The organism is Collinsella aerofaciens (genome assembly GCF_040910265.1).
Classification (GTDB): domain Bacteria; phylum Actinomycetota; class Coriobacteriia; order Coriobacteriales; family Coriobacteriaceae; genus Collinsella; species Collinsella aerofaciens_BK.
Genome location: NZ_JBDGAW010000005.1, coordinates 1 through 21,576, shown reverse-complemented (window position 1 = coordinate 21,576; position 21,576 = coordinate 1). Strand labels below are relative to the sequence as shown.

Below are 21,576 nucleotides of genomic sequence, written 5' to 3'. Positions count from 1 at the left end.
GTTGGCGCGGCAAGAAAAATGCGCCCCTGTGGGCGCACCATCCCGTTCGCTATTCCGCCTTTTTAACGCGCGGCTTGCGACCGCGCGGCTTATCAACCAGCGCGGACTCACCGCTCTCGCGATACTGGCGGCACCAAGCCTTGACCGAAGACTCGCTGGGAATCTTGTGCTTGATCATGGCCTCGCGAACCGTTAAGCCGTTTTCCAAGCGGTCCTTGACCACGGCGAGCTTAACTTCGTACGAATAGGTGTGATGATGCGAACCGGCGTTGAGAACGGCGTCGGCACCGCCTACGGCATACGCGCGGGCCCACTGACGAGCCGTGGCCCTGGGAATGCCAAGCTCCGCGGCGAGGGCGCGATGACCGACCCCCTCTTGGAGGATCTCGACGGCGCGCTGCCTAACCTCGGGCGCATGCGTGCGAGTCCTAGTTGCTTCCGACATACCTGCCACTTCTTAGCCTTAACCGTTAATCTGCTTTCTTACGTGCAAGTTAGATAGTAGCATTTTACTGTTTACTCAAAGCAGTTAATTAAAATAGACGCGGCGTTATCTGGGCATTTGGCACCAATTTACGACATTTCTTTATCGATTATTTACGCTGGTAGCTGACTCGCAGCCAATCGTCATTCGCCTGTCAACAAAATTGACACCTCTTTATGTCCTTTGCTATAGCGGATATGATTATTAACCCCTCCCCCAATAATTTTGAGTAATCGGCAAGGCAGTAGACGTCCTTACTCCTCATGATTACCGCGCATTGCCATCCACCGGAGCAAAACAAAAAGGGCGGGGCCTGCTGCGCTTGCAGGCCCCGCACCGGTTGACACCCGACGGGACACAGCCGGGCGAGACGGATCCGTGCTACCGCCCCGCCCCGCTGCGATGATCAACTACAGCTCGTTGGCCGCGTGATACGCCGTGCGAATGGCGCTCGCAATGTCGGCGGTGCGCTCGCCCGAGCAGTCGCCCACGCAGGTCACGGGCACCGTCACGCCATCCAGGTCAAACGCGTTGGCCTTGGAGCCCACGGCCATCACCACGTAATCGCAGGCGATCTTCACCGGCTCCTCGGCACCGTCCTCGGTGGTGCGAACAGCTTCCACACCCTCGTCGGTAATGGCGGTCAGGCGGGTCTTAACGTGCTGCTCCACGTTGTGGGCGGCAAAGTCGCTCATGATCAGCGGCAGAATGGTCTCGGACTCGCCAGCGGCAATCTTGTCGAGCATCTCCACGATCGCCACCTCGCAGCCGTGCTGCAGCAAGTACTCGGCAGTCTCGGTACCCACCAGGCCACCGCCGATAACGGCGACGCGGCCGCCGAGCTCCACCTTGCCGGCCAGCACGTCCCAGCTCGAGACGACCTTCTCCGAGTCGGCACCCGGAACGGGGATGACCACGTCGTGCGCGCCCACGGCCACAATCGCGGCGTCGGCGGCGTTGAGGTCCGCAGGGCTAGCGGTGTGGTTGAGCTCAACTTTCACGCCCAGGCCAGGCAGAATCTTCTCGTAGTACTCGACCGAGCGCATGATCTCGTCCTTGCGCGGAGGCGCGGCTGCCAGCACAATCTGGCCGCCCAAGTGATCGCTCGCCTCGTAAATGGTCACATCGTAGCCGCGCTTGGCCGCCACGCGCGCGGCCTCCAGGCCGGCAATACCGCCGCCCACCACGGCGATCTTCTTGTCGCCCTCGCCCGGCTTGATGGCGATGGTCGCCTCGTCGCCGTTCTCGGCATTGAGCACGCACGAGATGTACTTGCGGTTTTGAATTGCATCGACGCAGCCCTTGTTGCAGTTGAGGCACTCGCGGATGGGCTCACCCGTGGCAGCCTTCAGCGCAATGTCGGGGTCGCACATGAGCGAGCGGCCGTACGCGATGATATCGGCCGAACCGTCTTCCAGAATCTTCTCGCCGGCCTCGACCGAAACAACACGGCCGACGGTTGCCACCGGCACGGAGACCAGGGCCTTGACGCGCTCGGCCACGGGCAGCGTCCAGTTGTAGGGCATGGCGCCCATGGGCGGAATGGTGTCGCCCATGTTGCCGGTATGGTTGGCCTGTGCAACCTGGATCATGTCGATGCCGGCGCCCTCGAGCAGCTTGGCAAACTCGCAGGCCTCGTCGGGCTGCAGGCCACCCTTGCCGCGCGGCGTGCCGTCGGGGTTCTCCATGATCACGGGCAGTTTGTACTCCACCATCAGCTGCGGCGCGGCTTCCTTAATGGCGGCGACGACCTCGAGCGCATAGCGAACGCGGTTCTCGAACGAACCGCCGTACTCGTCGGTACGCTTGTTGAGGATGGCCGAACATAGCGAACCCACCAAGCGGTCGCCGTGGACCTCGATGGCGTCAATGCCGGCCTGCTGCGCGCGAGCGGCCGAGGCGGCGATGGCCTCCTTGATCTGGGTGAGCTGCTCTACGCTCGCCTCGTTCACAAAGTGCTGCATATCGTGGTGCAACTTGGCGTAGGCCTGCTTGCGGATCTCGTTGGACTCGGCCATCTTGGCGGCAAAGGTCTCCTCGTCGCCGGCGGCCTTGGCCTCCTGCGCAGCCTTGGCGGCGGCCATGGAACCCATGACCATGCGGCCGACACCGGGCACGTCGTACTCGGGGTGGAACAGCTGCAGCGCGACCTTGGCGCCGTGCTTGTGGACGGCGTCGGCCAGCGCCTTAAACGTGGGGATCTGGGTGTCGGTCGCCAACTTGGGCGTGGGGCTTGCAGTCATAACGGGAGCGACGTCGCCGATGACGATGTAGCTCACACCGCCACGGGCCAGGCGCTCGTAAAAAGCCAGGCTGCGCTCGCCGATGGAACCGTCACGCTCCTCGTAGCCGGTGGTCAGCGGCGGGAACATAATGCGGTTCTTGAGCTCAAGGGGGCCAACCGTAATGGGCTGGAGCAGCTTGGATGCAGGTGCGGTCATGGATATTCCTCTCTTGTAGGCGCGGCGGCGATGGTGCCGCGTAGTTGTCTAGAGGATATGGCATGGGAATACAACAGCGCAACGGAAATCGGCGGATAGCAGGTAGCGGCAGGTGGATGGGGCGGGGCCGGCTCCCGGTTTGTCTCGATCTGTAACAGTTACTCAGCAAAACCGGGTCTTACTGTTACAGATTTAGATGGACGGAGATCGGCCTGCCGAAACGTCTCAACCTACAACAGGTAGCGGCCCAAACCTCAACCAAATTGCGAGACACCTGAACACCTACGGGGCCGGCCGTCGCCCCACGCCAAGAGGTGCGACGGGCAGAGACTTACTTTTTTCCCTCGGCTTTTCCCGACGGCATCTCACCTGTTGTAGTACCTTGTCTCCGTCTAAAAACGCGTGGACTTTTCTGGGCGCTAGCCACCTTTTTGCCACGCAACCGAGCAGTCGGTTGCGTGGCTTTTTTCGTCTTGGCAGCAGGTGCCACATGCACCGCTAGAAGACCGCACGAGCCCACCTTCCGACTACAGGGAACAGACGCACGAGATGTGCGTCTGCAAGACAGCAGACGGAAGGGAGCCTAATGGCAGGAACAAACACAATCAAGCAACAGGCCGCCGAGGCAGGAGCCACGGGCGTAGGACAAGCCAAGGCGGCGCTCTAGGTCTTTGCGGGCGGCGCCTGCTACGGCGCGATGGCCACGACCTACAAGCTCGCCTACGCCGCGGGCTTCACCTCAGCGCAGGTGGTGGCGAGCCAGGCGTGGTTCGACTGCCTCTTCTTCGCCCTCGCCACGCTCGCGGGTCACGTGCTCGGGCACCGCTGGCAGCGCGCGGGCTGGAAGCTCGCCCTCAAGCTCATGGGCCTGGGAGCCCTCACCTGTCTCACCTCAATCCTCTATTGCTACGCCATGAGTGTGCTGCCCGCCCCGGTGGCGCTCACACTCCTCTTCCAGTTCACGTGGCTGGGGCTCGTGTGGCAGACCGTCATGACGCGCCGGCCGCCGAGGCCCCTCCAAGTAGTCTCCGCCCTGGTCATCGTCTTCGGGACGGTGTTCGCGAGCGGCGTTTACAAGACCGGCATCACCGGGTACGACCCCGTGGCCCTGCTCTGCGCGCTGGGGGCGGCCGTGTCTTGCTCCCTCTTTGTCACCCTCTCCGGCAGGGTCGAGGCCCCCTGCTCGTCCGAGCAGCGCGGCGTCATCGTGTGCGCGGACTCCGTGATCATGTCACTCACGGTGTGCCCGGACTACGTCGTCTCGGGCGTCCTCGCCCAGGGCATCCTGCCCTTTGCCGTCATCGCCGGCTTCTTCGGCATGCTCTGCCCGGTCCTGCTCTTCGGCATGGGCTCTCCGCACCTGCCCGCGGGCCTCTCCACTGTCATGGCCGCCGCGGAACTCCCCGCCGGCCTGCTCATCGCCATGATCGTCCTCGGCGAGCCGCTCAGCGTCGTCGAGTGGCTGGGCGTCGCCATCATCCTCGCCGGCGTATGCCTGGCACCTCGTGGCCGGGCCCGGGACGGCCTGCCTGGTAACGCTGGTGGAGCGCTCCACGCGCTTCCTCGCGGCGAGACGGCTCGACGCCCGCGACTCGAGGACCGTGGTGGACCTGCTGGTGGAGATGGTCGCGGCCGCGCCGGAGGGGGTGCGCTCGGCGCCCCTCTCGACGCTGACCTGGGACCAGGGCCCCGAGCTCGCCCAGACGGCGCGCTTCACCGAGGCGACCGGCTTCAGGGTCTACTTCTGCGACCCGAGGAGCCCCCGGCAGAAGGGCACCAACGAGAACACCAACGGGCTGCTCAGGCAGCACTTCCCGAAGGGCGCGGACTTCTCCCGCGTTGGCGACGACGAGGTCCGCGAGGCCCAGGACCAGCTCAACGGGCGCCCGAGGGAGACGCTGGGGTGGAGGACGCCGGCGGAGGCATTGTCGGAAGCAGGTGGTGCATTGACCGCCTGACTCCGCCTGCGGAAACGCTCGGCCTTAGGTCGAATTGTGCACACTGTTGCGCTCTGCGATCCAGCCCATCGCACAGGCCGACTGCCCCGCACCCTCCCCTACAGCTCGAACCCTCGGTTGACGGCAACGAGGAACGCGACCTCGTTTGACACGCCCATCTTTCGGTAGATGTTCGAGATGTGCTTCTTCAGGGTGTTCTGGGAGATCGAAAGCTGCTCGGCAATCACACTGCGCTCGCTGCCACCAGCAAGGAGCTCGGCTATCTCGATCTCCCTGCTCGTCAGCCCAAAGGACGTGCGCAACCAGGACGAGGACTCGCCCAGTGACGACCGCCCGATGCCCGCAGGATAGAGTTGCCCCATTCGCTGCGAGACGTGGTCGTTGATGATGGAGAAGAGCTCGAGCTCGTCGTCCGTGAAGTTGCCGAGGTCCCTCCCCCTCATGATGGCGATGGACCCATAGATGATGCCGTCCTGCACGCAGTTGCCCGACATCGAGTAGTACATCCCCAGCGGCTCGAGCCACTCCTTGTAGATCGTTGACGACTCGATGAGGCGCTCGGTGAACAGGTCCGACTCGCGATAGACCTCCCTCACGGGCTGGGCATCCCTCCACACCATGTAGTCCATGGCCGAGTAGGTCTGGTCGTACGCCCTGAGGCTCTCCTCGGGAAGGTCCTCGCTCACAATCTTGAACGTCCTCCTGCTCGCAGAGCGGCTCTCGAAGAACGAGGCCAACGAGTACTTGAATGGCATCAACGCCTTCGCACCCTGACACGCCGTCTGGAAGATGCTGTTCGCATCACACGTATGGATCTTGAGGAGAAGGTCGCTCAGCTGCTTGAGATGCGCAGAAGACGAGTCCGTGGGACCTCCCAACAGAGGTGGTATGCGTACTACCAATACTACTACCAACAGAGTAGCTACCAAAGTTACAGGAATCATACCATTGAAGGCGTATTCGCCCTTTCATAGTATTCAAGGTGCAAGAAGACGGGAATCCCGACCCATTGCTTGCAAACAGGGCCCCGGCCACGGCCCAACAAGTAGGCGCCTCAACAGCACGACCCATCAAACAGATGCATAGCCCGAACTGACGGGCCGGACGGCAGGCGTCCGGCCACGGGGAAGGCGTGCGCACCCGAAAGGACAGATGACATGGCTTTCCAGAGCAGCAGCGCGACCGACCTTCACAAGAAGGACCTCCGCCACTTCATGAACATGAACCAGTTCACCAAGGAGGAGATCTACCAGTGGATCGACCTCATGAAGCTCCTCAAGGACGCGCGCAGCCGCAACGCCGTCCCGCAGCTCTTCAAGGGCAAGTCCCTGGGCATGATCTTCCAGCAGAACTCCACCCGCACGCGCGTCTCCTTTGAGACCGCGGCCACCATCCTGGGCGGCCATGCCCTCATGCTGGGCTCGGGCGACATCCACCTGGGCAAGAAGGAGACCGTCGAGGACACCGCCCGCGTGCTCGCCCGCATGTGCGACGTGGTCATGATCCGCACCGACAAGTACGAGGCCATCGAGCGCTTCGCCCAGTGGTCCTCCATCCCCGTCATCAACGCCATGAGTACCGACGTCTACGGCGACGACACCGGCAACCACCCCACCCAGTGCCTAGCCGACCTGCTCACCATGTACGAGCACCTGCCCAACGGCAAGCGCCTCGAGGACATCCACATGGCGGTCGTGGGCGACGCCTCCACGCCCGAGCCTCGCTCGGCTATGCGCTCTCCAAGCTCGGCGCCAAGTTCACCATCGTCTGCCCCGAGGGCTACGGCCTCCCGCAGCTCGTGATCGACCGCATCGAGGAGAACAACCGCGTCTCGGGCGGCGAGTTTGTCCAGACCACCGACATCGATGCCATCAAGGGCGCCGACTTCGTCATGGCCGAGGAGTGATGCTGGGGCCGCACCGAGGAGGAGATCGCCAAGCGCGACAAGGACTTCAAGCCCACCTACGTGGTCACAAGCGAGCTTCTCGCCAAGGCGAGCGACCACGCCCTGCTCATGCACGTCCTTCCCGCCAACGCCGGCAACGGCAACTGGCCCGACGAGAAGGAGGTCACGCGCGAGTGCCTCGACGGCGACCGCAGCGCGGTGTGGGACGAGGCCGAAAACCGCCTCTCCGCGATGATGGCGCTGCTGGTGTACTACTCGCGCCCGCACTTCCGCATCCCCGACCCCGAGGACGTGCGCTACTACGAGGATAAGACCCTCGAGCTCCTCTCCACCATCTTCGACAGGCGCATCCGCTAACCACTTCCCCGTCATAGGCCGGGTGGCCCTTCTCTGCCGCCCGGCCGCTTTTAAAAGGAGCGAACAATGAGCAACATCAACCACAAGTATCGCGGCGTGGCGGAGTTCGAGCCCCAGCAGAGCGTGCTCCTCTCCTGGCCCCCCGAGTCCGAGGCGATTCGCGGAGAGAACGTCGAGGAGGTCACCATCCAGATTGTCAAAGCCCTCCTCCCGCACGTGGACGTCATCGTGCAGTGCTACTACCCCACGATCGAGCACGCCAAGGCCAAGCTCGAGGAGGCAGGCGTCGACACCTCCGCGATCCGCTTCGTGCGATACGAGTCCGACGACCTCCTGCCCGAGGACATCGGCGACCTCTACGTCGAGACGACCTACCCGCGCGACTACGGCGCGGACGTGCTCAAGGCCGCGGACGGTAGCCGCGCGGTCGTCGACTACGACAACGCCTACTACACCACCGCCGGTGCGACGCGCTACACGCGCGAGGCGACTGCCATCCAGGGCTTTGGCCGCTGGCACGCCGCGCTCGAGGGCATCGACGACATCGTGTTCACGCGCCTCATCTCCGAGGGCGGCGACCGCGAGCTCAACGGCGCCGGTCTCATGATGTGCATCGAGGAGACCGAGGTCGCCAAGCGCAACCCCAACCTCACGGCGGCCGAGGTGGCCAAGGAGTTCAAGCGCATCTACAACGTCGAGAAGGTCATCATGCTCCCCAGGTCCACGTTCGAGGACGAGGACCACTTCTCGGGCACCATTCCCGGACCCGACGGCAAGTGGAACGCCTACCGGTCGTCCTCCGCCAACGGCCACATCGACGAGATGTGCCGCTTTGTGAGCGAGGACACGGTGCTACTCGCCGAGGTCACCGAGGAGGAGGCCGCCACGAGCGAGATCGACCGCCTCAACAAGGAGCGCCTGGACGCCGCCTACGAGGTCCTCAAGGGCGAGACCACGGTCGACGGACGGCCGCTCAAGATCGTGCGCATCCCCATGGCCATCCCGTTCTACTACGAAATCGACGAGGGCGACTACCTGCACGAGGTTTGGCAGGAGACCGCGCTTGAGATGGCCGACGGCCTCCCCGACGGCTCGCCCTTCCCCACGGGCCGCATGACGGTGCTTCCCGCGATGAGCTACTGCAACTTCCTCATCACCAACGGGCTCGTCATTGGGCAGAAGTTCTGGAAGGAGGGCGTCGACGAGGCCGTGCGCGAGCGCGACGCAGAGGCGCTTGCAGTTCTCAAGTCCTGCTTCCCCGACCGCGAGGTCATCCAGATCAACACCATCCCCCTGAACCTTCTGGGCGGCGGCATCCACTGCGGCACGCACCAGATTCCCGCATAGGTTTACCTAGCCTTCATTTGAAAGGAGCGTTCGCATGGCACACAAGAAGTTCCGCCTCGTCGATGCCATTCTCTCGATCATCTGCATCGTGTTCGTCTGCGAGGCCGCAGCGCCTGCGGCGGCGATCGGCAACTCCCAGTTCTTCTGGTGGATCCTGCTGATCGTCATCTTCCTGCTGCCCTATGGCCTCATCGTGTCCGAGCTCGCCTCGACCTACGACACCGACGGCGGTCTCTACGACTGGGTCCGCAACGCCTTTGGCGACAAGTGGGGCGCCCGCGTTGCGTGGTACTACTGGGTCAACTTCCCGCTGTGGATCGCCTCGCTCGCCCTCATATTCCCACCGACCATTGGGATGCTTCTGGGCGCTGACCTGCCCGTCTTTGCCTCCCTCGCCATCGAGCTCGCGTTCATTTGGATCGTGACGTTCGTTTGCTTCTCCAATGCCTCCAACTCGGCGTGGATCTTCAACCTGACCGCCATCGTCAAGGTTGCCATCGCGGTCGTGGTGGGCGGTCTCGGCATCTGGTACGCGGCCACGCACGGTCTGGTGAACCCCCTCACCCCGGCGAGCATGCTCCCCGACTTCACCGACATCCAGAGCATCACCTACCTCTCCATCATCCTCTTCAACTTCATGGGCTTCGAGGTCCTCGCCACCTTCAAGAGCGAGATGGAGAACCCCGCCGTCGAGATCCCCAAGGCAATCATTGCAGGCGGCCTCGCCATCGCAGCGGTGTACCTGTTCAGCTCCTTTGGCATCTCCGCGGCCGTCATGCCCTCCGACGTTGCGCTTGATGCCGGCATCTCCGACGCCGTCGCCATCATCGTCGGCGAGACGAGCCCGCTCTTCTACATCGTCTCCGTCGCTTTTTTGGCCACGCTCTTTGGCAACATGATCGTGTGGTCGTTTGGCGTGAACTCGGTGGCGTGCTACGCCGCGAAGGACGGCAACCTTCCCAAGGTCTTCGCCATCGAGGGCGGCAAGGACAACATGCCCATTGGCGCCGCCGTGGTCAATGGCGTGGTGGCGAGCATCCTCGTTGTGCTCGAGCCCGTACTCGCGATGCTGGGCGCCGACAGCTTCTTCTGGATCTTCTTCGCCATGAACGTCGTGTTCCTGCTGCTGTCCTACATCCCCATGTTCCCGGCGTTCCTCAAGCTCCGCGAGGTCGACCCGGATGCCACGCGCCCGTTCGTCTGCCCGGGCAAGGGCATCGTTCTCAAGCTCATGACCTGGGTCCCCGTGGTCCTCATCATCCTTGCGAGCATTGCCACGATTGTGCCGCTCGACGGCTCGGAGGACGAGATGAGCAAGATTCCCATGCTCGTTGGGGCCGTCATCTTCATCGTCCTGGGCGAGGCAGTGCGCATCGTCAGCGCACGCGGACGCGAGGTCGAGTTCAAGGGCATCAACCAGTAGGCGTGCGTTCTCGCTAGGTTTTGGGGTGGCACCGCTTCGGGTGCCACCCCCTGTTGTTTCGACTCCCGAGTTCCTCCGATAGGTCTTTGACCGTCATTTCCCCGGACAGGACCACCTTTGCCGCCGAGAACTTGAACTGCCTGTCGTATCGCTTTCTTCTTTGGGCCATCTTGAACACCTTTCGCTCTTAACCTGGTGTCCAATTCATCATACCCACTCCAAAAGCCTCCCATTTCTCGTGTCCAAGAAATGGGAGGCAGTTCAGCTTTTCTCGCGACGGCGCCTCTGGGACATTAACCACAGCGACAGGCTTTAACTAAAACTCCAAGACCACGATGTCCACCATCTGAGAAGGCTCAACGAGTTCCCTAGTAGATTTCCCTAGTATCTGCCTTGCCGACATGTTTCGAATCGAATATGCGGACCCGCTCTGTCCAAATGTCTCGATCTGTAACAGATAACCGCCCAAATCGAGCCCAGATGTTACAGATCGAGATTTTGTTTGAGAGACCAAGAATTGGACCGAAGACACAGTCCCGGAATAACAAAAAAGCTCGCCGGCTAGGCCGACGAGCTGCAAGTTCTTGGTCGCGGGGGCAGGATTTGAACCTACGACCTCCGGGTTATGAGAGTGCTTTATATTATTCTGTCCTGCAAATCTAATAGCTCTTCTTTCATGTGATAACATGGTATTTGAGCTGCTGTTTTGTTTATACAGTTCATACAGTTGCGTAGCGTTTAATCATTCGGTTAGTTCTTCAAAATCAGCTGTTTGCTACACGATTGCTACAAAGCTGCTACAAATACAAATATGAAATGTTCTTGAAGGGTTGGGCTATGGGCACGCTTTACTACACAGGGCAAGAGTTGCTAGAGGATAAAAAACGCGGCAAGTTTCGCGGGCGGCTGTCATACCGCGACACCAACAACAAACGCCGATATATAACGCGCACGCTAAACGCCACGGGCAAGCGGGCTGCTAACGCAGAGCTAGCAGCATGGCGGCAAGAAAAAGAACGGGAACATAGCGAAAGCCTTGACCGCAGCGGCGGCATATCGTTACCCGTGGCAGATACGCCCATATCCGATTATGTGTCCCAATACATAGACGCAAAGGAGCGGACTAAAGCCATTGAACCGTCAACCATAAGCAGCTATCGCGATTCGCTGCGGTATATAGCCGCAACTTTTAGCGAAACACGAATAAAAGATTTACAGCCTATTGATGCTGAAAAATGGATAGCCGAGCTTGTTAAGGAAGACCGTTCACCCTCCACTATAGGAAAGGCTTTCAGGTTGCTAAAGATGGTTCTTAATAACGCTATCGCTACGGGCGTTATTGACAAGAACCCGCTATCCCTTGTTAAGCCGCCCAAGCGTGTCAACAAAAAGCAGGGTATCAACGCGCTAGACGAAACGGCGCTTGCCGAACTTCTCGACAAGCTAAGTCTGCTTGAGCTGTCCCCCGTTACTGTCGCGGCATACATAGCACTAAACACAGGAATACGGCGCGGGGAGGTATGCGGGCTGCAATGGCGAGACATTGACGCGGACAATCGCGTTATATGGATTAGGCGCTCAATTGGACTCGGCAAAGGAGGTGCATATATCAAGCAGCCAAAGACCGACAAGGCAAGAGACGTTGTTCTGCCAGACACTTTGCTAGAAGTGCTTGAGCAATGGCAGGAAAAGCAGCGGCAGACATTCGCCGATAATATGGCATCGCTTAACCCCAATTCTTTCATTCTTGGCGATGCGCTCGGGTACTACCACCCAGACAGGCTATCTAAAGACTGGGCATCTTTAACAAAGATGCTCGGCACGCGTGGCACCGAGGGGCGGCGTTTGTCTTTCCACGATTTGCGCCACACGTGGGCAACATTGGCGCTTGCCCACGGCATGGACGTTAAAACCGTCTCAAGCAACCTAGGACACGCCAACGCAGCAATGACGCTGAACGTATACGCAAGTGCAGACCCAGACGCGAAGCGGCGGGCGGCAGGCATCGTAGAGTGCCTAATGAGGTGCGACCAGTCAACGAACAGGTAAGTACGTTTCTATACCTAGAAAGGACATAGCAACATGGATAAACATAGCAAAGCACTGATAACGTTCAACGATGAACCAGAGGATGCTATTTCGGCCCTAAATGGCGCGGCGTGCCTGCTGAAAATGCTTGCAGGTGCAGCCGATGCGGGCGTATGCCCAGACAATCACGTTGGCGATGCTTACTATACGCTGGGCGCTGTTATCGAAGCCGCAACGCACAAACTAGGAGAGACAGTTTTCAGCAGCGACAAATAAGCGCCCCATCCATACAACCAACGCCCAGCCACCCTATACGCCCGATACGGCAACCCTATAGGGTGGCTTTACTCTTTGTATAGCAACCCTATAGGGTGCCTATACAGATAAGAACAGATAAGACTAGATAACAGCAGCCCGCCGCGCTTGCGCCTTTAAGGGCAAGCGCGGGCGCGGCGGGCGTGCAACCTTATTAGAAGAAAAGAAGACGGCAAGCACTGTTGAAAACTGGTTGAAAACCTGTTGAAAACTGATTTTAACGCACCGAGTTATGGAGTCCGCATGTTAATCAAAACTCATTTACACACTTTAGCGTTAATAAAAAAGCGCTGGTAAACATTCCTTTAAGGGTTAACCCAGCCTAAAACCATCGCTTTAGTAATTACCCAAGGTCGCATATTACGTTTTGGCGCGTCTCTTTTAATCACGCCCGCTGCTGATTCAATCTTTTTTGAATGATATAGCTTATTAAATTGCCTATTGGCGTATCCGTATGCTAGAAGCCCATAGAACGCTTTCATGTTTATATAGCCCCATCGAATCGCGATTCATCCACCCGACACGTTGAAAGGGGCACTAATGAAAAGCACTGAGCGACAAGAAGCACCGCGCAACTTAAAAGACCTTCAAGAGCTTGTAACCGTTAAGCAGGTTGCAGACTGCTTGCAAATCTCAAAGGGCACTGTTTACAACCTTGTTAAAGATGGGCAGCTGTCGGCGGTAAGGATTCGCGGAAATATGATTCGTCTTAACCGCGACCAAGTGTGCCGATATTTCGGTCTATAACGGGCGGCGGCTATGGGCGATGAACTAAACAAAGCAGGTGAAGCGTGCGCGGCGCGGGCACTTTCCAACTGCCCCATATCATGGGTTAAGCACGAAGCCGCTAATGCTGGGAACCCCTATCTTAATCAACTTATTTCAGTCGGTGGCATGGAATCATACGGACGCTATTGGCGGCTTATTGAGCTGCTATCTAACACGAACGCGCACGCCATACCGCGCGAAGGTGAACAGGGCTATAGGGGCTTTCAGCTTGGTTTGTGCTTCAACTCCCCCGAGGAATACGAAGCCTTTATCACAACGCTAATAGACCTTGAACTTGTAACTGTCGGCAGCGGCGGACGGCGTGGTATGCCACTTGTTGACGAATCGGCGCTTGCTATAGGCAAAGCCCGATTGAACGGCAGCAAAGGCGGTAGGACGGCAGCGCGTAACCGCCAACGTTAAATAAATAATTGGAGCGATTCGAAATGAACAAAAGCCTACTTGACGATTCAATCATGCAATGTTCAATCAACAACCGAAACGATGAGCGCGAATCATGCTTTGACGCTTTCAGCACTTGCGAGACGTGCTTTCGAGAGGAAATGAGCCTTGCAAATCAAGCCTTTAATGATTTGGCACGCTTGCCAAGCGATTTAGATTTGTGCGAACCGTTACACCAAGACGAGAGACACGCGCAGAACGCAAATACCCAGTTTTGCCAAATCCTCGAAGCGCTCGACATAGGCAACGCGGCAGAGCTTGCAGACGCTTTAAGCATCGACATAGGGATTTGCAAACGCGTTTATAACAACCCCTTGCTATGCAATGGAAAGGAACGCGCCCTTATACTGCAAGAGCTTGACGATTCAAGTTCGCCCTTTCTTGACGTTTGGAATACCGAATACAGGCATGGCGAATCTGTAGGCGAAGCGTTGGCAGCGTGGACGCGTGAGAACTTCAATACGCCATACCAGTTCTATAAGCAGGCGCAGGAGTTTGAGTTGAAAAGCTATCTTATTGGAATTGTTGGGAAGCTCAACGACCGCGAGCGATTCGGTCTGCTATATGCTCCAAGTCTCGAACGGGCGATTAAAGAAGCGGCGGCGATAGCGCTTGAGGACACGCCAGCGGGCGAACCAGCTATTGAGCAAATTAACGCTTGCATTGCATCGCTTGACCATGCCAAGGAACAGCTGCTTGATTCTTTCAGTGTTTTAGTTGAAGCGCGAAAGTAATAGACCGTGACGGGAAACACGGGCGCGGCGGGCGGCGTGCGAGTTGTTATAGCCCTATGCGACCGCAAACACCGTTCGAGTTTATCGGCGTATCAGCGGCAATTTAGCAATATAGCAACAAAGATGTTGGCATTTGAGCGTGTCCCAAAAGCACACGTTAAGAGACGGCGATAAGCAGCCAAGAACAAAGCGAAAAACAGACGCTTTAACCGTCTCTTTAACTGTCTCTTTATTATTGTCCCGAAATGCTTTAGACTTTTAGATACACCTATAAAGGGGGCAAGTAATGATATTTGGATATGCACGCGTTAGCACCAAAGAACAGAACCTAGACCGACAGCTAGACCAGTTGGCTAAACGTAGCGTTGATAAGATTTTTAGCGACAAAATCAGCGGCGTTAAAGAAAGCCGCCCCGAACTCGACAAAATGCTTGGACAGTTAAGGAGGGGCGATACTGTTGTAGTTTGCAGTTATGACCGCTTGGCGCGAAGCAGTAAGCAGCTATTCAGTCTTGCCGAACGCTTTGAGGAAAACGGCGTTTCGCTTGTATCCATCAAAGAGGGCACCGATACCAGCACCCCACAGGGACGTTTTTTCTTCGCAATGTGCGCGGCTATGGCGCAGTTTGAGCGCGAATTGATTAAGGAAAGACAAGCAGAGGGCATCGCGGCGGCAAAAGCACGCGGGCGGCAGTTTGGCAGACCCGCCACAGACCCAGACAAGATGGACACCGCCGTAAGGTTATACAAAGACGGCGGCATTTCCGTTAAGGAGATATGCGAGCGCACAGGCGTAAGCCGCGCCCCGCTTTATAGGGAACTCAAGAAAAAGGGCATCGAGCGATAGCACCACCTGCTACAACGCTGCTACAATCAATTCGCCCATAGCCGAACAGGCTAACGAAAAAGAGCGCTTGCCATTCAGTTGGCGGGCGCTCTTTTTCGTTGTTGTATGGCGATATTTGCCGCTTTGACCAATTCCCACGCATCCGATAAGCGGCAGGGGCAAGAAAGCCGCTTGTAATGCCACTACAGAGCCGCAGCACAGCAATACTGAACGTTGGCCTTTAACCAAGTTTGCGCTTTTAACTACAAGGAAGACGAAATACCCCCAACTCGGCGTAAAAGCGAAAATCTTTAAATATATCGGTCTTATTCTTCTAAAAGAAGACCACCCCCGTCTGAAAAACCCTAACGCGCAGTAATTTAGCTCCCGTCATTGGTGCCCTATGGCTATAGCCCTACTTGAGCATAGGGGGGGGGATACCCCAGCGGCAAACTAGCGAACTATTAGCGTGGCTCGAATTAAGTTTAGTTTGCAGTGCTATTTGCTACAAAGCCTGCTATAACGCTGCTATAAATCAAAGATATAAAAGAAAGCAGCCCAGAGGAACAGTGCCTTTGAGCTGCTAAAAGTTCTTGGTCGCGGGGGCAGGATTTGAACCTACGACCTCCGGGTTATGAGCCCGGCGAGCTACCAGACTGCTCCACCCCGCAATGTCTGGGCGCCTCATGTGCGCAAGAAAGAATATTACGTGGGAGTTCGGTAAACGGCAAGGAAAATCTCGTAGAGCATAATTCCTTCATATTTAAACCTCTCAGCCCTTATCACCGTAAACGAATCACAGCCGAGCGCCGTCGATGGCACGTATACAATGGTGCGCGTCCTTTTATGCCGACACCGGGAGTAGACATGCTGCTCGCTATCGATATGGGAAACACGCAGACGGCCATGGGCCTGTTTGACGGAGACGAGCTGGTGCAGTCGTGGCGCATGCCCACCGACCGCTCCTATACCGCCGACGAGATCCACGTGCGCCTGATGGGTTTCTTTAAGATGTACGGCCTCTCGCTCGATGCGGTTGACGCGATCGCCTTTGCGGGCGTGGTGCCGCAGCTCTCGCGCGAGTGGCACGCCGTGGCCGACCGCATTGCCGCGGACGCCATCGTCATCGGGCCGCAGACGGCCGCCGTGACCAAGCTGCGCGCGGCGCGCCCCCAGGCCGTGGGCGCCGACCGCGTCGCCAACGCCGTTGCGGCCGAGACTTTCTACGGCGCGCCGGCAATCGTGGTGGACTTTGGCACCGCGACCAATATCGACGTCATCGATGAGGACGGTTATTACATTGGTGGGGCGATCGCGCCGGGCATCCGCATCTCCATGGACGCGCTTGCCACCCGAGCCGCCAAGCTCGCCAGCGTGCCGCTCGAGGCGCCCGAGCACGCCATCGGTCGCGATACCGAGGAGTGCATTAAGGTCGGCGCCGTGGTGGGCGCTGCCGCCATGGCCGAGGGCCTGGTCGCGCGCATGAAGCGCGAGCTGGGCCGCGAGGATGCCACCGTTATCGCCACGGGCGGTCTCGCCGGCATCGTCGCCGATTCGACCGACGCCTTCGACGTGGTCGACGGCCAACTCACCATCAAGGGCATCTGCGAAATCTACCGCCGCATGCAGGAGCTGGGATAGAGCAGGGGCTTAAGTCGAGCACGCCCGATGTCACAGCCCCGCAAACGTTCGCCAAGCCTATTCCTCAAAACTGAAAAATTTTCAATTTTGAGGAATAGGGCGCTGGCAACCCATTCCCCAGATAGGCGAAACCCTCCCCGGCACAGGCCGAAGAGGGCTTCGTTGTCATCGTTATCTTTGAGCGCGGGCGCCTCGCGTTACAGTCCGCGAATCCGTACGGCCTCGGGCGGAAACTCCTGCTCGCCGGCATCGGTCTTGATGGTCGCGCGGCCCCAGATGTCCAGGCCCGCAAACACACCGACCGCAAGCGGCAAACCGTTGGGCGACACCGCCGCAACCTGACGACCCAGCAGCGGCACCATATCGAAGTACTCACCCAGCACCGGAGCCAGCGGGCCGGCAGCGCCCTGTGGTGTGTTGGCGGCAACCGCCCAGGTGTCCACGCGGGTCAGCACGGCGGTGGCCAATGCCTCGACCAGCACCTCGTCGGCCATATCCACGCCAAGCTCGCCCAGCGCCGCACGTTCAATATCAACCGTCACCGCGGCAAACATGCCCGCAGCACCGGCACCGCCGTTCACGGCAACACGCGCGAGCGACGCCTCAAACGCAGGCGCACCGCACACGATATCGCTCGGCCACTGGATACCCACTTTACCGGCAAGGCCCAACCCCGGCGTCGAAGCCGTGCCCACGAGCGCGTCCATCATGCCCATCGCGGCCACAAACGGCAGGCCGTGGAAGGCGTGCATGTTCACATCGGGGCGCACAACCAGCGAAAACGTCAGCAAAGCATCGCCCACGCTCCACGCGCACCAGCCCGCGGACACGCCCTCGCGGCCCGCGTCACGCGCCGCGTCGAGCTCGGTGCCAGCGGCAACAGCATTCATCTCGATCATCTACATACGCCCCAATTCACCCACGATATGGCCCACGCGGTCCTCGGGCTCCTTGACCTCGACGCCGTTGTAGCGGAAGAACCGCGCCGGGTCGTGCATCAGGTCCTCAAGCGGCACCAGCACAAAGTCGCGCTCGCCGATCAGTGGATGCGGCAGGCGCAGCTTTTTGCCGCCGTGGGTCTCGCCGTCCATCCACAGCAGGTCCAGGTCGATGGTGCGCGGACCGTTGGCCTTGGCCTTTTTGGAGCGGTCGCGGCCCAGCTCGGCCTCGATCTTCATGAGCTCGTCGAGCAGCACCAGCGGCGCCAACTCGGTCTTGATCTCGATGACGGCGTTGGCAAACGCGTCCTGGCGCGTCTCGTAGGCCGGCTCGCTCTCGTAGATCTTGGAGGAGTTGGACACGCAGGTAAGTGGAATCTCGGCGATCATGTCGCGTGCGGCGCGGATGTTGTCGCAGCGATGCCCCAAGTTGGATCCCACGGCCACAAACGCGCGGCGCGGCTGCGGCTTGGCAACCGCCCAGTAGCCGTTCAGGAACTGCGCAAAGCCCGCGGCGTCGTGCACGCGCACGATGTTGGCGCCGGCCTGGATGGCGCCCAGGCACACGCCAAACGTAGCGGCATCGCGCTCGGCGGCCTCGGTCACGCCCGAGACGGCGCCCACAAAGCGCTTGCGCGATACAGCGCACATGAGCGGATAGCCCAGTGACGCCATCTTGGCAGTCTCGCGCTGGATGACGATGTCCTCGTTAGCCGACTTACCAAAGCCCGGGCCAGGATCGATGCAGATGCGGTCGCGCGACACGCCGGCGTGGATGAGCGCGCGGGCCTGGTCGGACAGAAAGCCCATGACGCGGCGCATGATGGGCGCCGAATCGGGCAGGGTGAAGCGGCGGAGCTGCGAGGTGGGCACGTAGGCCTCCTCGCGGCGGGCGCTGCGGCGCATCATGGCGGCCAGGCGGTCATTGGACTCCGATGCGGCCTCGGTGGCCTCGGGCGCGGGCGCGACGGTCTCGGCGGCAGCAGCCTGCTCGGCGGCCGGCGTCTCCTGCTCGCTTGCAGGCTCGGTCGCGGGCTCCGGATCGCCAAACGGCAACGAGGGCTGCACCACGCCGCCCGGAAGCTTGGCCTCCGGCTTAGGCTCGCCCAGTAACTTGCCGCGACGGCGGCGAGCCGGCTTCTCAGCCTCACGCGCGGCCTCGGCAGCCGCCTCGCGCGCCTTCTCGGCAACAAACGCCGCAGCCGAGGTATCGAGCTGCACCGTTGCGTGCGTGCGTGCGGGCGCGGCGACCTCGCCGGCATGCATCACGATGACGCCGCAGGTGCTCGTCTTAACAAACTCGACCATCTTGGGGTCGGTGAAGCCGGTCACGTCGTTGACGATCGAGGCGCCGCAGCGCACGGCCGCCTTGGCAACCGCCACGTGGCGCGTGTCGATCGAGACGATGGCGCCCTCCTTGGCCAGCGCGCGCACCACGGGCAGCACGCGGCGAGCCTCCTCGTCGGGGTTGACCGGGGTAAAACCAGGGCGCGTGGACTCGCCGCCTACGTCGATGATGTCGGCGCCGGCGTCGAGCATCGCCAGACCGTACTCGATGGCGGCATCCGGGTCGAAGTACTCCCCGCCATCGCTAAACGAATCGGGCGTCACGTTGAGGACGCCCATGATGCGCGGACGGTCAAAGCTGAGCTCATACTTTCCGCACCGCCATGTCTTGCTGTCGTTCGCCATGAACATCCTCCTAAAATGCCCACGCCGCCGAGCTTGGGGAGCTGGCGGCGGGGTCGCTTTGCACTCAGTCTTTCTATTGTATCCGCGCACACGGGCTAGAACGCAAACGCGGCCGCGATGTCGCAAGAAATCAGCAGGTCGGCATTTGCATCCTGATCGGTAGGCGCCAAATTGCAAATGGCCAGCGTATCGCCAGTAAAGTAACGCGTAAGGCCTGCCGCCGGATACACCACGAGCGAGGTCCCGCCCACAATGAGGGCATCGGCCGCGGCGATGGCGGCAACGGCACCGGTCAACACACGCTCGTCGAGCGGCTCTTCGTAGAGCACCACATCGGGCTTGATGCGGCCACCGCACGCGGGGCACACGGGCACGCCCGCGGCGTCCTCGTGCTCGCGCGAGCAAATCCACTCGGCGCTATAGACCGCGCCGCACGACTGGCAAATGTTGCGATGGACCGATCCGTGCAACTCAAACACGCGCTGCGAGCCCGCCATCTGATGCAGGCCGTCGATGTTTTGCGTCACCACGGCATCGAGCTTGCCGGCTCGCTCCAGTTCGGCCAGCTTGGTGTGGCAGCGGTTGGGCTTGGCGTTAAGCGCGATCATCTTGGTGCGGTAAAAGTCGAAGAACTCCGCCGGATGTGTCTCGTAAAAGCCGTGCGAGAGCATGGTCTCGGGCGGATAGGCAAACTGCTGGTGATACAGGCCGTCCACGCTGCGGAAATCGGGGATGCCACTCGCCGTGGAAACACCGGCGCCGCCAAAGAACACCACACGCTTGTGGGTACCGAACAGCTCCGCCAGTGCGGTGGAGGCCTGCTTGGAATCTGTTATCGCTTGCGTCATGTTTGTCCTCCGTCCATGTTGGTCGGGGCGGCTGCGATTGCGCCGTCGCCCACGGAGCCCACCCCGCCCCTGTTGCGCTAATCTTAAGCCTGCCAACCCCGTCGAAAGGACACCATGCCTCAGACTTACACTTTCGCCTCGTGGAACGTCAACGGCCTGCGCGCCGTGCTCAAAAAGGACCCGAGCTTTATCCAGATCGCGCAAGAACTCGACGTCGATATCCTGGCGCTGCAAGAGACCAAGCTGCAAGAAGGCCAGGTTGATATTGACCTGCCCGGCTATCGCCAAACCTGGAGCTACGCCGAGCGTAAAGGCTATTCAGGCACTGCGGTCTTTAGCCGCCAGGAACCGCTACGCGTGCTGCGCGCCGATGCGCTGCTGCCCTACGCCGGCGAAGGCGAGGCTGCCGAGCTCGTCGCCCAAGCCGCGACCGAGGGCCGCGTCTGCGCGCTCGAGTTCGACAAGTTTTGGTTCGTGGATGTCTACACTCCCAACGCGCAAAACGAACTCGCCCGCATCGACGTGCGCATGGCTTGGGACGATGCCTATCGCGGCTTTTTGAGCGCGCTTGGACGCGAGACCGGCAAGCCCGTCGTAACTTGCGGCGACTTTAACGTGGCGCATGAGGAGATCGACCTTAAGAACCCCAAGTCCAACCGCGGCAACGCTGGCTTTTCGGACGAGGAACGCGGCAAGTTCACCGAGCTGCTCAACGCCGGGTTTACCGATACCTGGCGCTCGGCAAACCCCGACGTCGAGGGCGTCTACAGCTGGTGGAGCTACCGCTTTAATGCCCGCAAGAACAACGCCGGCTGGCGCATCGACTACTTCCTGGTAAGCGACGCAATCGCCGACAACGTACGCGACACCGGCATCCGCGGCGACATCTTTGGCAGTGACCACTGCCCCGTCACCCTCACCCTAGAGCTCTAGCCCCAACTAATCCCCTGGGGACGGAGGAAAAGGGATCATTTTCACCTCGCGAGGGCATCCACGCGGCCCGCTTGTCACGAAACTGGCCCATCTACTACGTTTAAGCCACTACCCTCAACCACAGCGAACAACGCAAAAAGAAAACCGCAGGTAGAAAGCCTACGGTTTTTCATAAAACACGGTTGTGGTTGGGGGTGTCGGGCCAAACGTAGTAGATAGACCGATTTCGTGGCGGGCGGGTTCAGCTGATTCCCTGGGAACGTCTGGAGGCGAAAGAAAACGGATCAATTTGGCTCTCCGAGGGCCACGATGCCCGTCGTATCAGCCGGCTATTTCAAAACTATGCCGGTTTACGGGGCTGAATCGCGAACCCCCAACCATATGCAATTCCGAGATAATAAAACCGACGCTCCTATAAGTTGTCAAGAGGCAGTTTGCGGGAGCGCTCCCTTCAATTCGCACAGGAGCTCGTAAT

The 21,576-nt window shown here is 59.8% G+C and carries 20 protein-coding genes, 1 tRNA gene and 1 pseudogene; 13 read left to right on the top strand and 9 right to left on the bottom strand.

The genetic code is table 11. The features are described from left to right. Positions 1 to 49: 49 nt before the first annotated feature. The 3 genes from AB5Z14_RS03560 to AB5Z14_RS10190 form a co-directional block, all read right to left on the bottom strand. Positions 50 to 445: a helix-turn-helix domain-containing protein gene (locus AB5Z14_RS03560; RefSeq protein WP_368130312.1), complete on the bottom strand. Its 396-nt coding sequence runs from the start codon at positions 443 to 445 to the stop codon at positions 50 to 52. A 449-nt stretch (positions 446 to 894) separates the two neighbouring features. Beyond that, entirely contained in the window at positions 895 to 2,925 is a 2,031-nt protein-coding gene (bilR, locus tag AB5Z14_RS03555; RefSeq protein WP_368130311.1) for a bilirubin reductase, long form, read from the bottom strand. A gap of 1,231 nt (positions 2,926 to 4,156) precedes the next feature. Then, positions 4,157 to 4,480 carry a hypothetical protein gene (locus tag AB5Z14_RS10190; RefSeq protein ID WP_438265648.1) on the bottom strand — a complete coding sequence of 108 codons (324 nt, stop codon included), beginning with the start codon at positions 4,478 to 4,480 and terminating at the stop codon, positions 4,157 to 4,159. On the opposite strand from AB5Z14_RS10190, the gene AB5Z14_RS03545 reads away from it, so the two are divergent. Beyond that, entirely contained in the window at positions 4,431 to 4,883 is a 453-nt protein-coding gene (locus AB5Z14_RS03545; protein ID WP_368130309.1) for an IS30 family transposase, read from the top strand. The two genes, AB5Z14_RS10190 and AB5Z14_RS03545, sit on opposite strands and share 50 nt — an antisense overlap. A 98-nt stretch (positions 4,884 to 4,981) precedes the next feature. Here the strand turns inward: AB5Z14_RS03545 and AB5Z14_RS03540 are convergent, their stop codons facing one another. Then, entirely contained in the window at positions 4,982 to 5,638 is a 657-nt protein-coding gene (locus AB5Z14_RS03540) for a LuxR C-terminal-related transcriptional regulator (RefSeq protein WP_368130307.1), read from the bottom strand. Between the two features lie 402 nt (positions 5,639 to 6,040). On the opposite strand from AB5Z14_RS03540, the gene AB5Z14_RS03535 reads away from it, so the two are divergent. The 4 genes and pseudogenes from AB5Z14_RS03535 (at position 6,041) to AB5Z14_RS03520 (ending at position 9,916) form a co-directional block, all read left to right on the top strand. Then, on the top strand, positions 6,041 to 6,685 hold the full coding sequence (locus tag AB5Z14_RS03535) for a Rossmann-fold NAD(P)-binding domain-containing protein (RefSeq protein ID WP_368130306.1): 645 nt from the start codon (positions 6,041 to 6,043) through the stop codon (positions 6,683 to 6,685). Then, positions 6,646 to 7,146, top strand: a pseudogene (locus AB5Z14_RS03530) (hypothetical protein). Before AB5Z14_RS03535 ends, AB5Z14_RS03530 begins: the two are co-directional and overlap by 40 nt. 66 nt (positions 7,147 to 7,212) lie before the next feature. After that, entirely contained in the window at positions 7,213 to 8,493 is a 1,281-nt protein-coding gene (locus tag AB5Z14_RS03525; protein WP_368130305.1) for an agmatine deiminase family protein, read from the top strand. Positions 8,494 to 8,527: 34 nt separating this feature from the next. Further along, complete coding sequence (locus AB5Z14_RS03520) at positions 8,528 to 9,916, top strand: APC family permease (RefSeq protein ID WP_368130303.1); 1,389 nt, start codon at positions 8,528 to 8,530, stop codon at positions 9,914 to 9,916. Between the two features lie 13 nt (positions 9,917 to 9,929). Here AB5Z14_RS03520 and AB5Z14_RS03515 read toward each other — a convergent pair whose 3' ends face one another. Next, a complete protein-coding gene (locus AB5Z14_RS03515) occupies positions 9,930 to 10,085 on the bottom strand; it encodes a transposase (protein ID WP_368130382.1) in 156 nt (51 codons plus the stop codon). A gap of 668 nt (positions 10,086 to 10,753) precedes the next feature. Between AB5Z14_RS03515 and AB5Z14_RS03510 the strand changes: the two genes are divergently transcribed. The 6 genes from AB5Z14_RS03510 (at position 10,754) to AB5Z14_RS03485 (ending at position 15,070) form a co-directional block, all read left to right on the top strand. After that, entirely contained in the window at positions 10,754 to 11,965 is a 1,212-nt protein-coding gene (locus AB5Z14_RS03510; protein WP_368130302.1) for a tyrosine-type recombinase/integrase, read from the top strand. Positions 11,966 to 11,998: 33 nt separating this feature from the next. Continuing rightward, a complete protein-coding gene (locus AB5Z14_RS03505) occupies positions 11,999 to 12,220 on the top strand; it encodes a hypothetical protein (RefSeq protein WP_368130301.1) in 222 nt (73 codons plus the stop codon). Between the two features lie 579 nt (positions 12,221 to 12,799). Then, positions 12,800 to 13,006, top strand: a complete 207-nt coding sequence (locus tag AB5Z14_RS03500; RefSeq protein ID WP_271807403.1) for a helix-turn-helix domain-containing protein — start codon at positions 12,800 to 12,802, stop codon at positions 13,004 to 13,006. Between the two features lie 12 nt (positions 13,007 to 13,018). Further along, positions 13,019 to 13,450: a hypothetical protein gene (locus AB5Z14_RS03495; protein WP_368130300.1), complete on the top strand. Its 432-nt coding sequence runs from the start codon at positions 13,019 to 13,021 to the stop codon at positions 13,448 to 13,450. 23 nt (positions 13,451 to 13,473) lie between these two features. Beyond that, a complete protein-coding gene (locus tag AB5Z14_RS03490) occupies positions 13,474 to 14,223 on the top strand; it encodes a hypothetical protein (RefSeq protein WP_368130298.1) in 750 nt (249 codons plus the stop codon). Positions 14,224 to 14,509: 286 nt separating this feature from the next. Further along, the gene (locus AB5Z14_RS03485; protein WP_368130297.1) at positions 14,510 to 15,070 is read left to right on the top strand and encodes a recombinase family protein; all 561 of its coding nucleotides are present in this window, start codon (positions 14,510 to 14,512) and stop codon (positions 15,068 to 15,070) included. Positions 15,071 to 15,643: 573 nt separating this feature from the next. Here the strand turns inward: AB5Z14_RS03485 and AB5Z14_RS03480 are convergent. Continuing rightward, a tRNA-Met gene (locus AB5Z14_RS03480) sits at positions 15,644 to 15,720 on the bottom strand. A 196-nt stretch (positions 15,721 to 15,916) separates the two neighbouring features. On the opposite strand from AB5Z14_RS03480, the gene AB5Z14_RS03475 reads away from it, so the two are divergent. Continuing rightward, entirely contained in the window at positions 15,917 to 16,690 is a 774-nt protein-coding gene (locus AB5Z14_RS03475; RefSeq protein ID WP_158568462.1) for a type III pantothenate kinase, read from the top strand. Between the two features lie 197 nt (positions 16,691 to 16,887). Here AB5Z14_RS03475 and AB5Z14_RS03470 read toward each other — a convergent pair whose 3' ends face one another. From AB5Z14_RS03470 to AB5Z14_RS03460, 3 genes are all read right to left on the bottom strand, one after another. Beyond that, complete coding sequence (locus tag AB5Z14_RS03470; protein WP_368130295.1) at positions 16,888 to 17,589, bottom strand: hypothetical protein; 702 nt, start codon at positions 17,587 to 17,589, stop codon at positions 16,888 to 16,890. Further along, complete coding sequence (gene folP, locus AB5Z14_RS03465) at positions 17,590 to 19,320, bottom strand: dihydropteroate synthase (protein ID WP_368130293.1); 1,731 nt, start codon at positions 19,318 to 19,320, stop codon at positions 17,590 to 17,592. 95 nt (positions 19,321 to 19,415) lie between these two features. Further along, on the bottom strand, positions 19,416 to 20,168 hold the full coding sequence (locus AB5Z14_RS03460; protein ID WP_368130292.1) for an NAD-dependent protein deacylase: 753 nt from the start codon (positions 20,166 to 20,168) through the stop codon (positions 19,416 to 19,418). 114 nt (positions 20,169 to 20,282) lie between these two features. On the opposite strand from AB5Z14_RS03460, the gene AB5Z14_RS03455 reads away from it, so the two are divergent. Continuing rightward, entirely contained in the window at positions 20,283 to 21,101 is an 819-nt protein-coding gene (locus AB5Z14_RS03455; protein ID WP_368130291.1) for an exodeoxyribonuclease III, read from the top strand. Positions 21,102 to 21,576 lie beyond the last annotated feature (475 nt).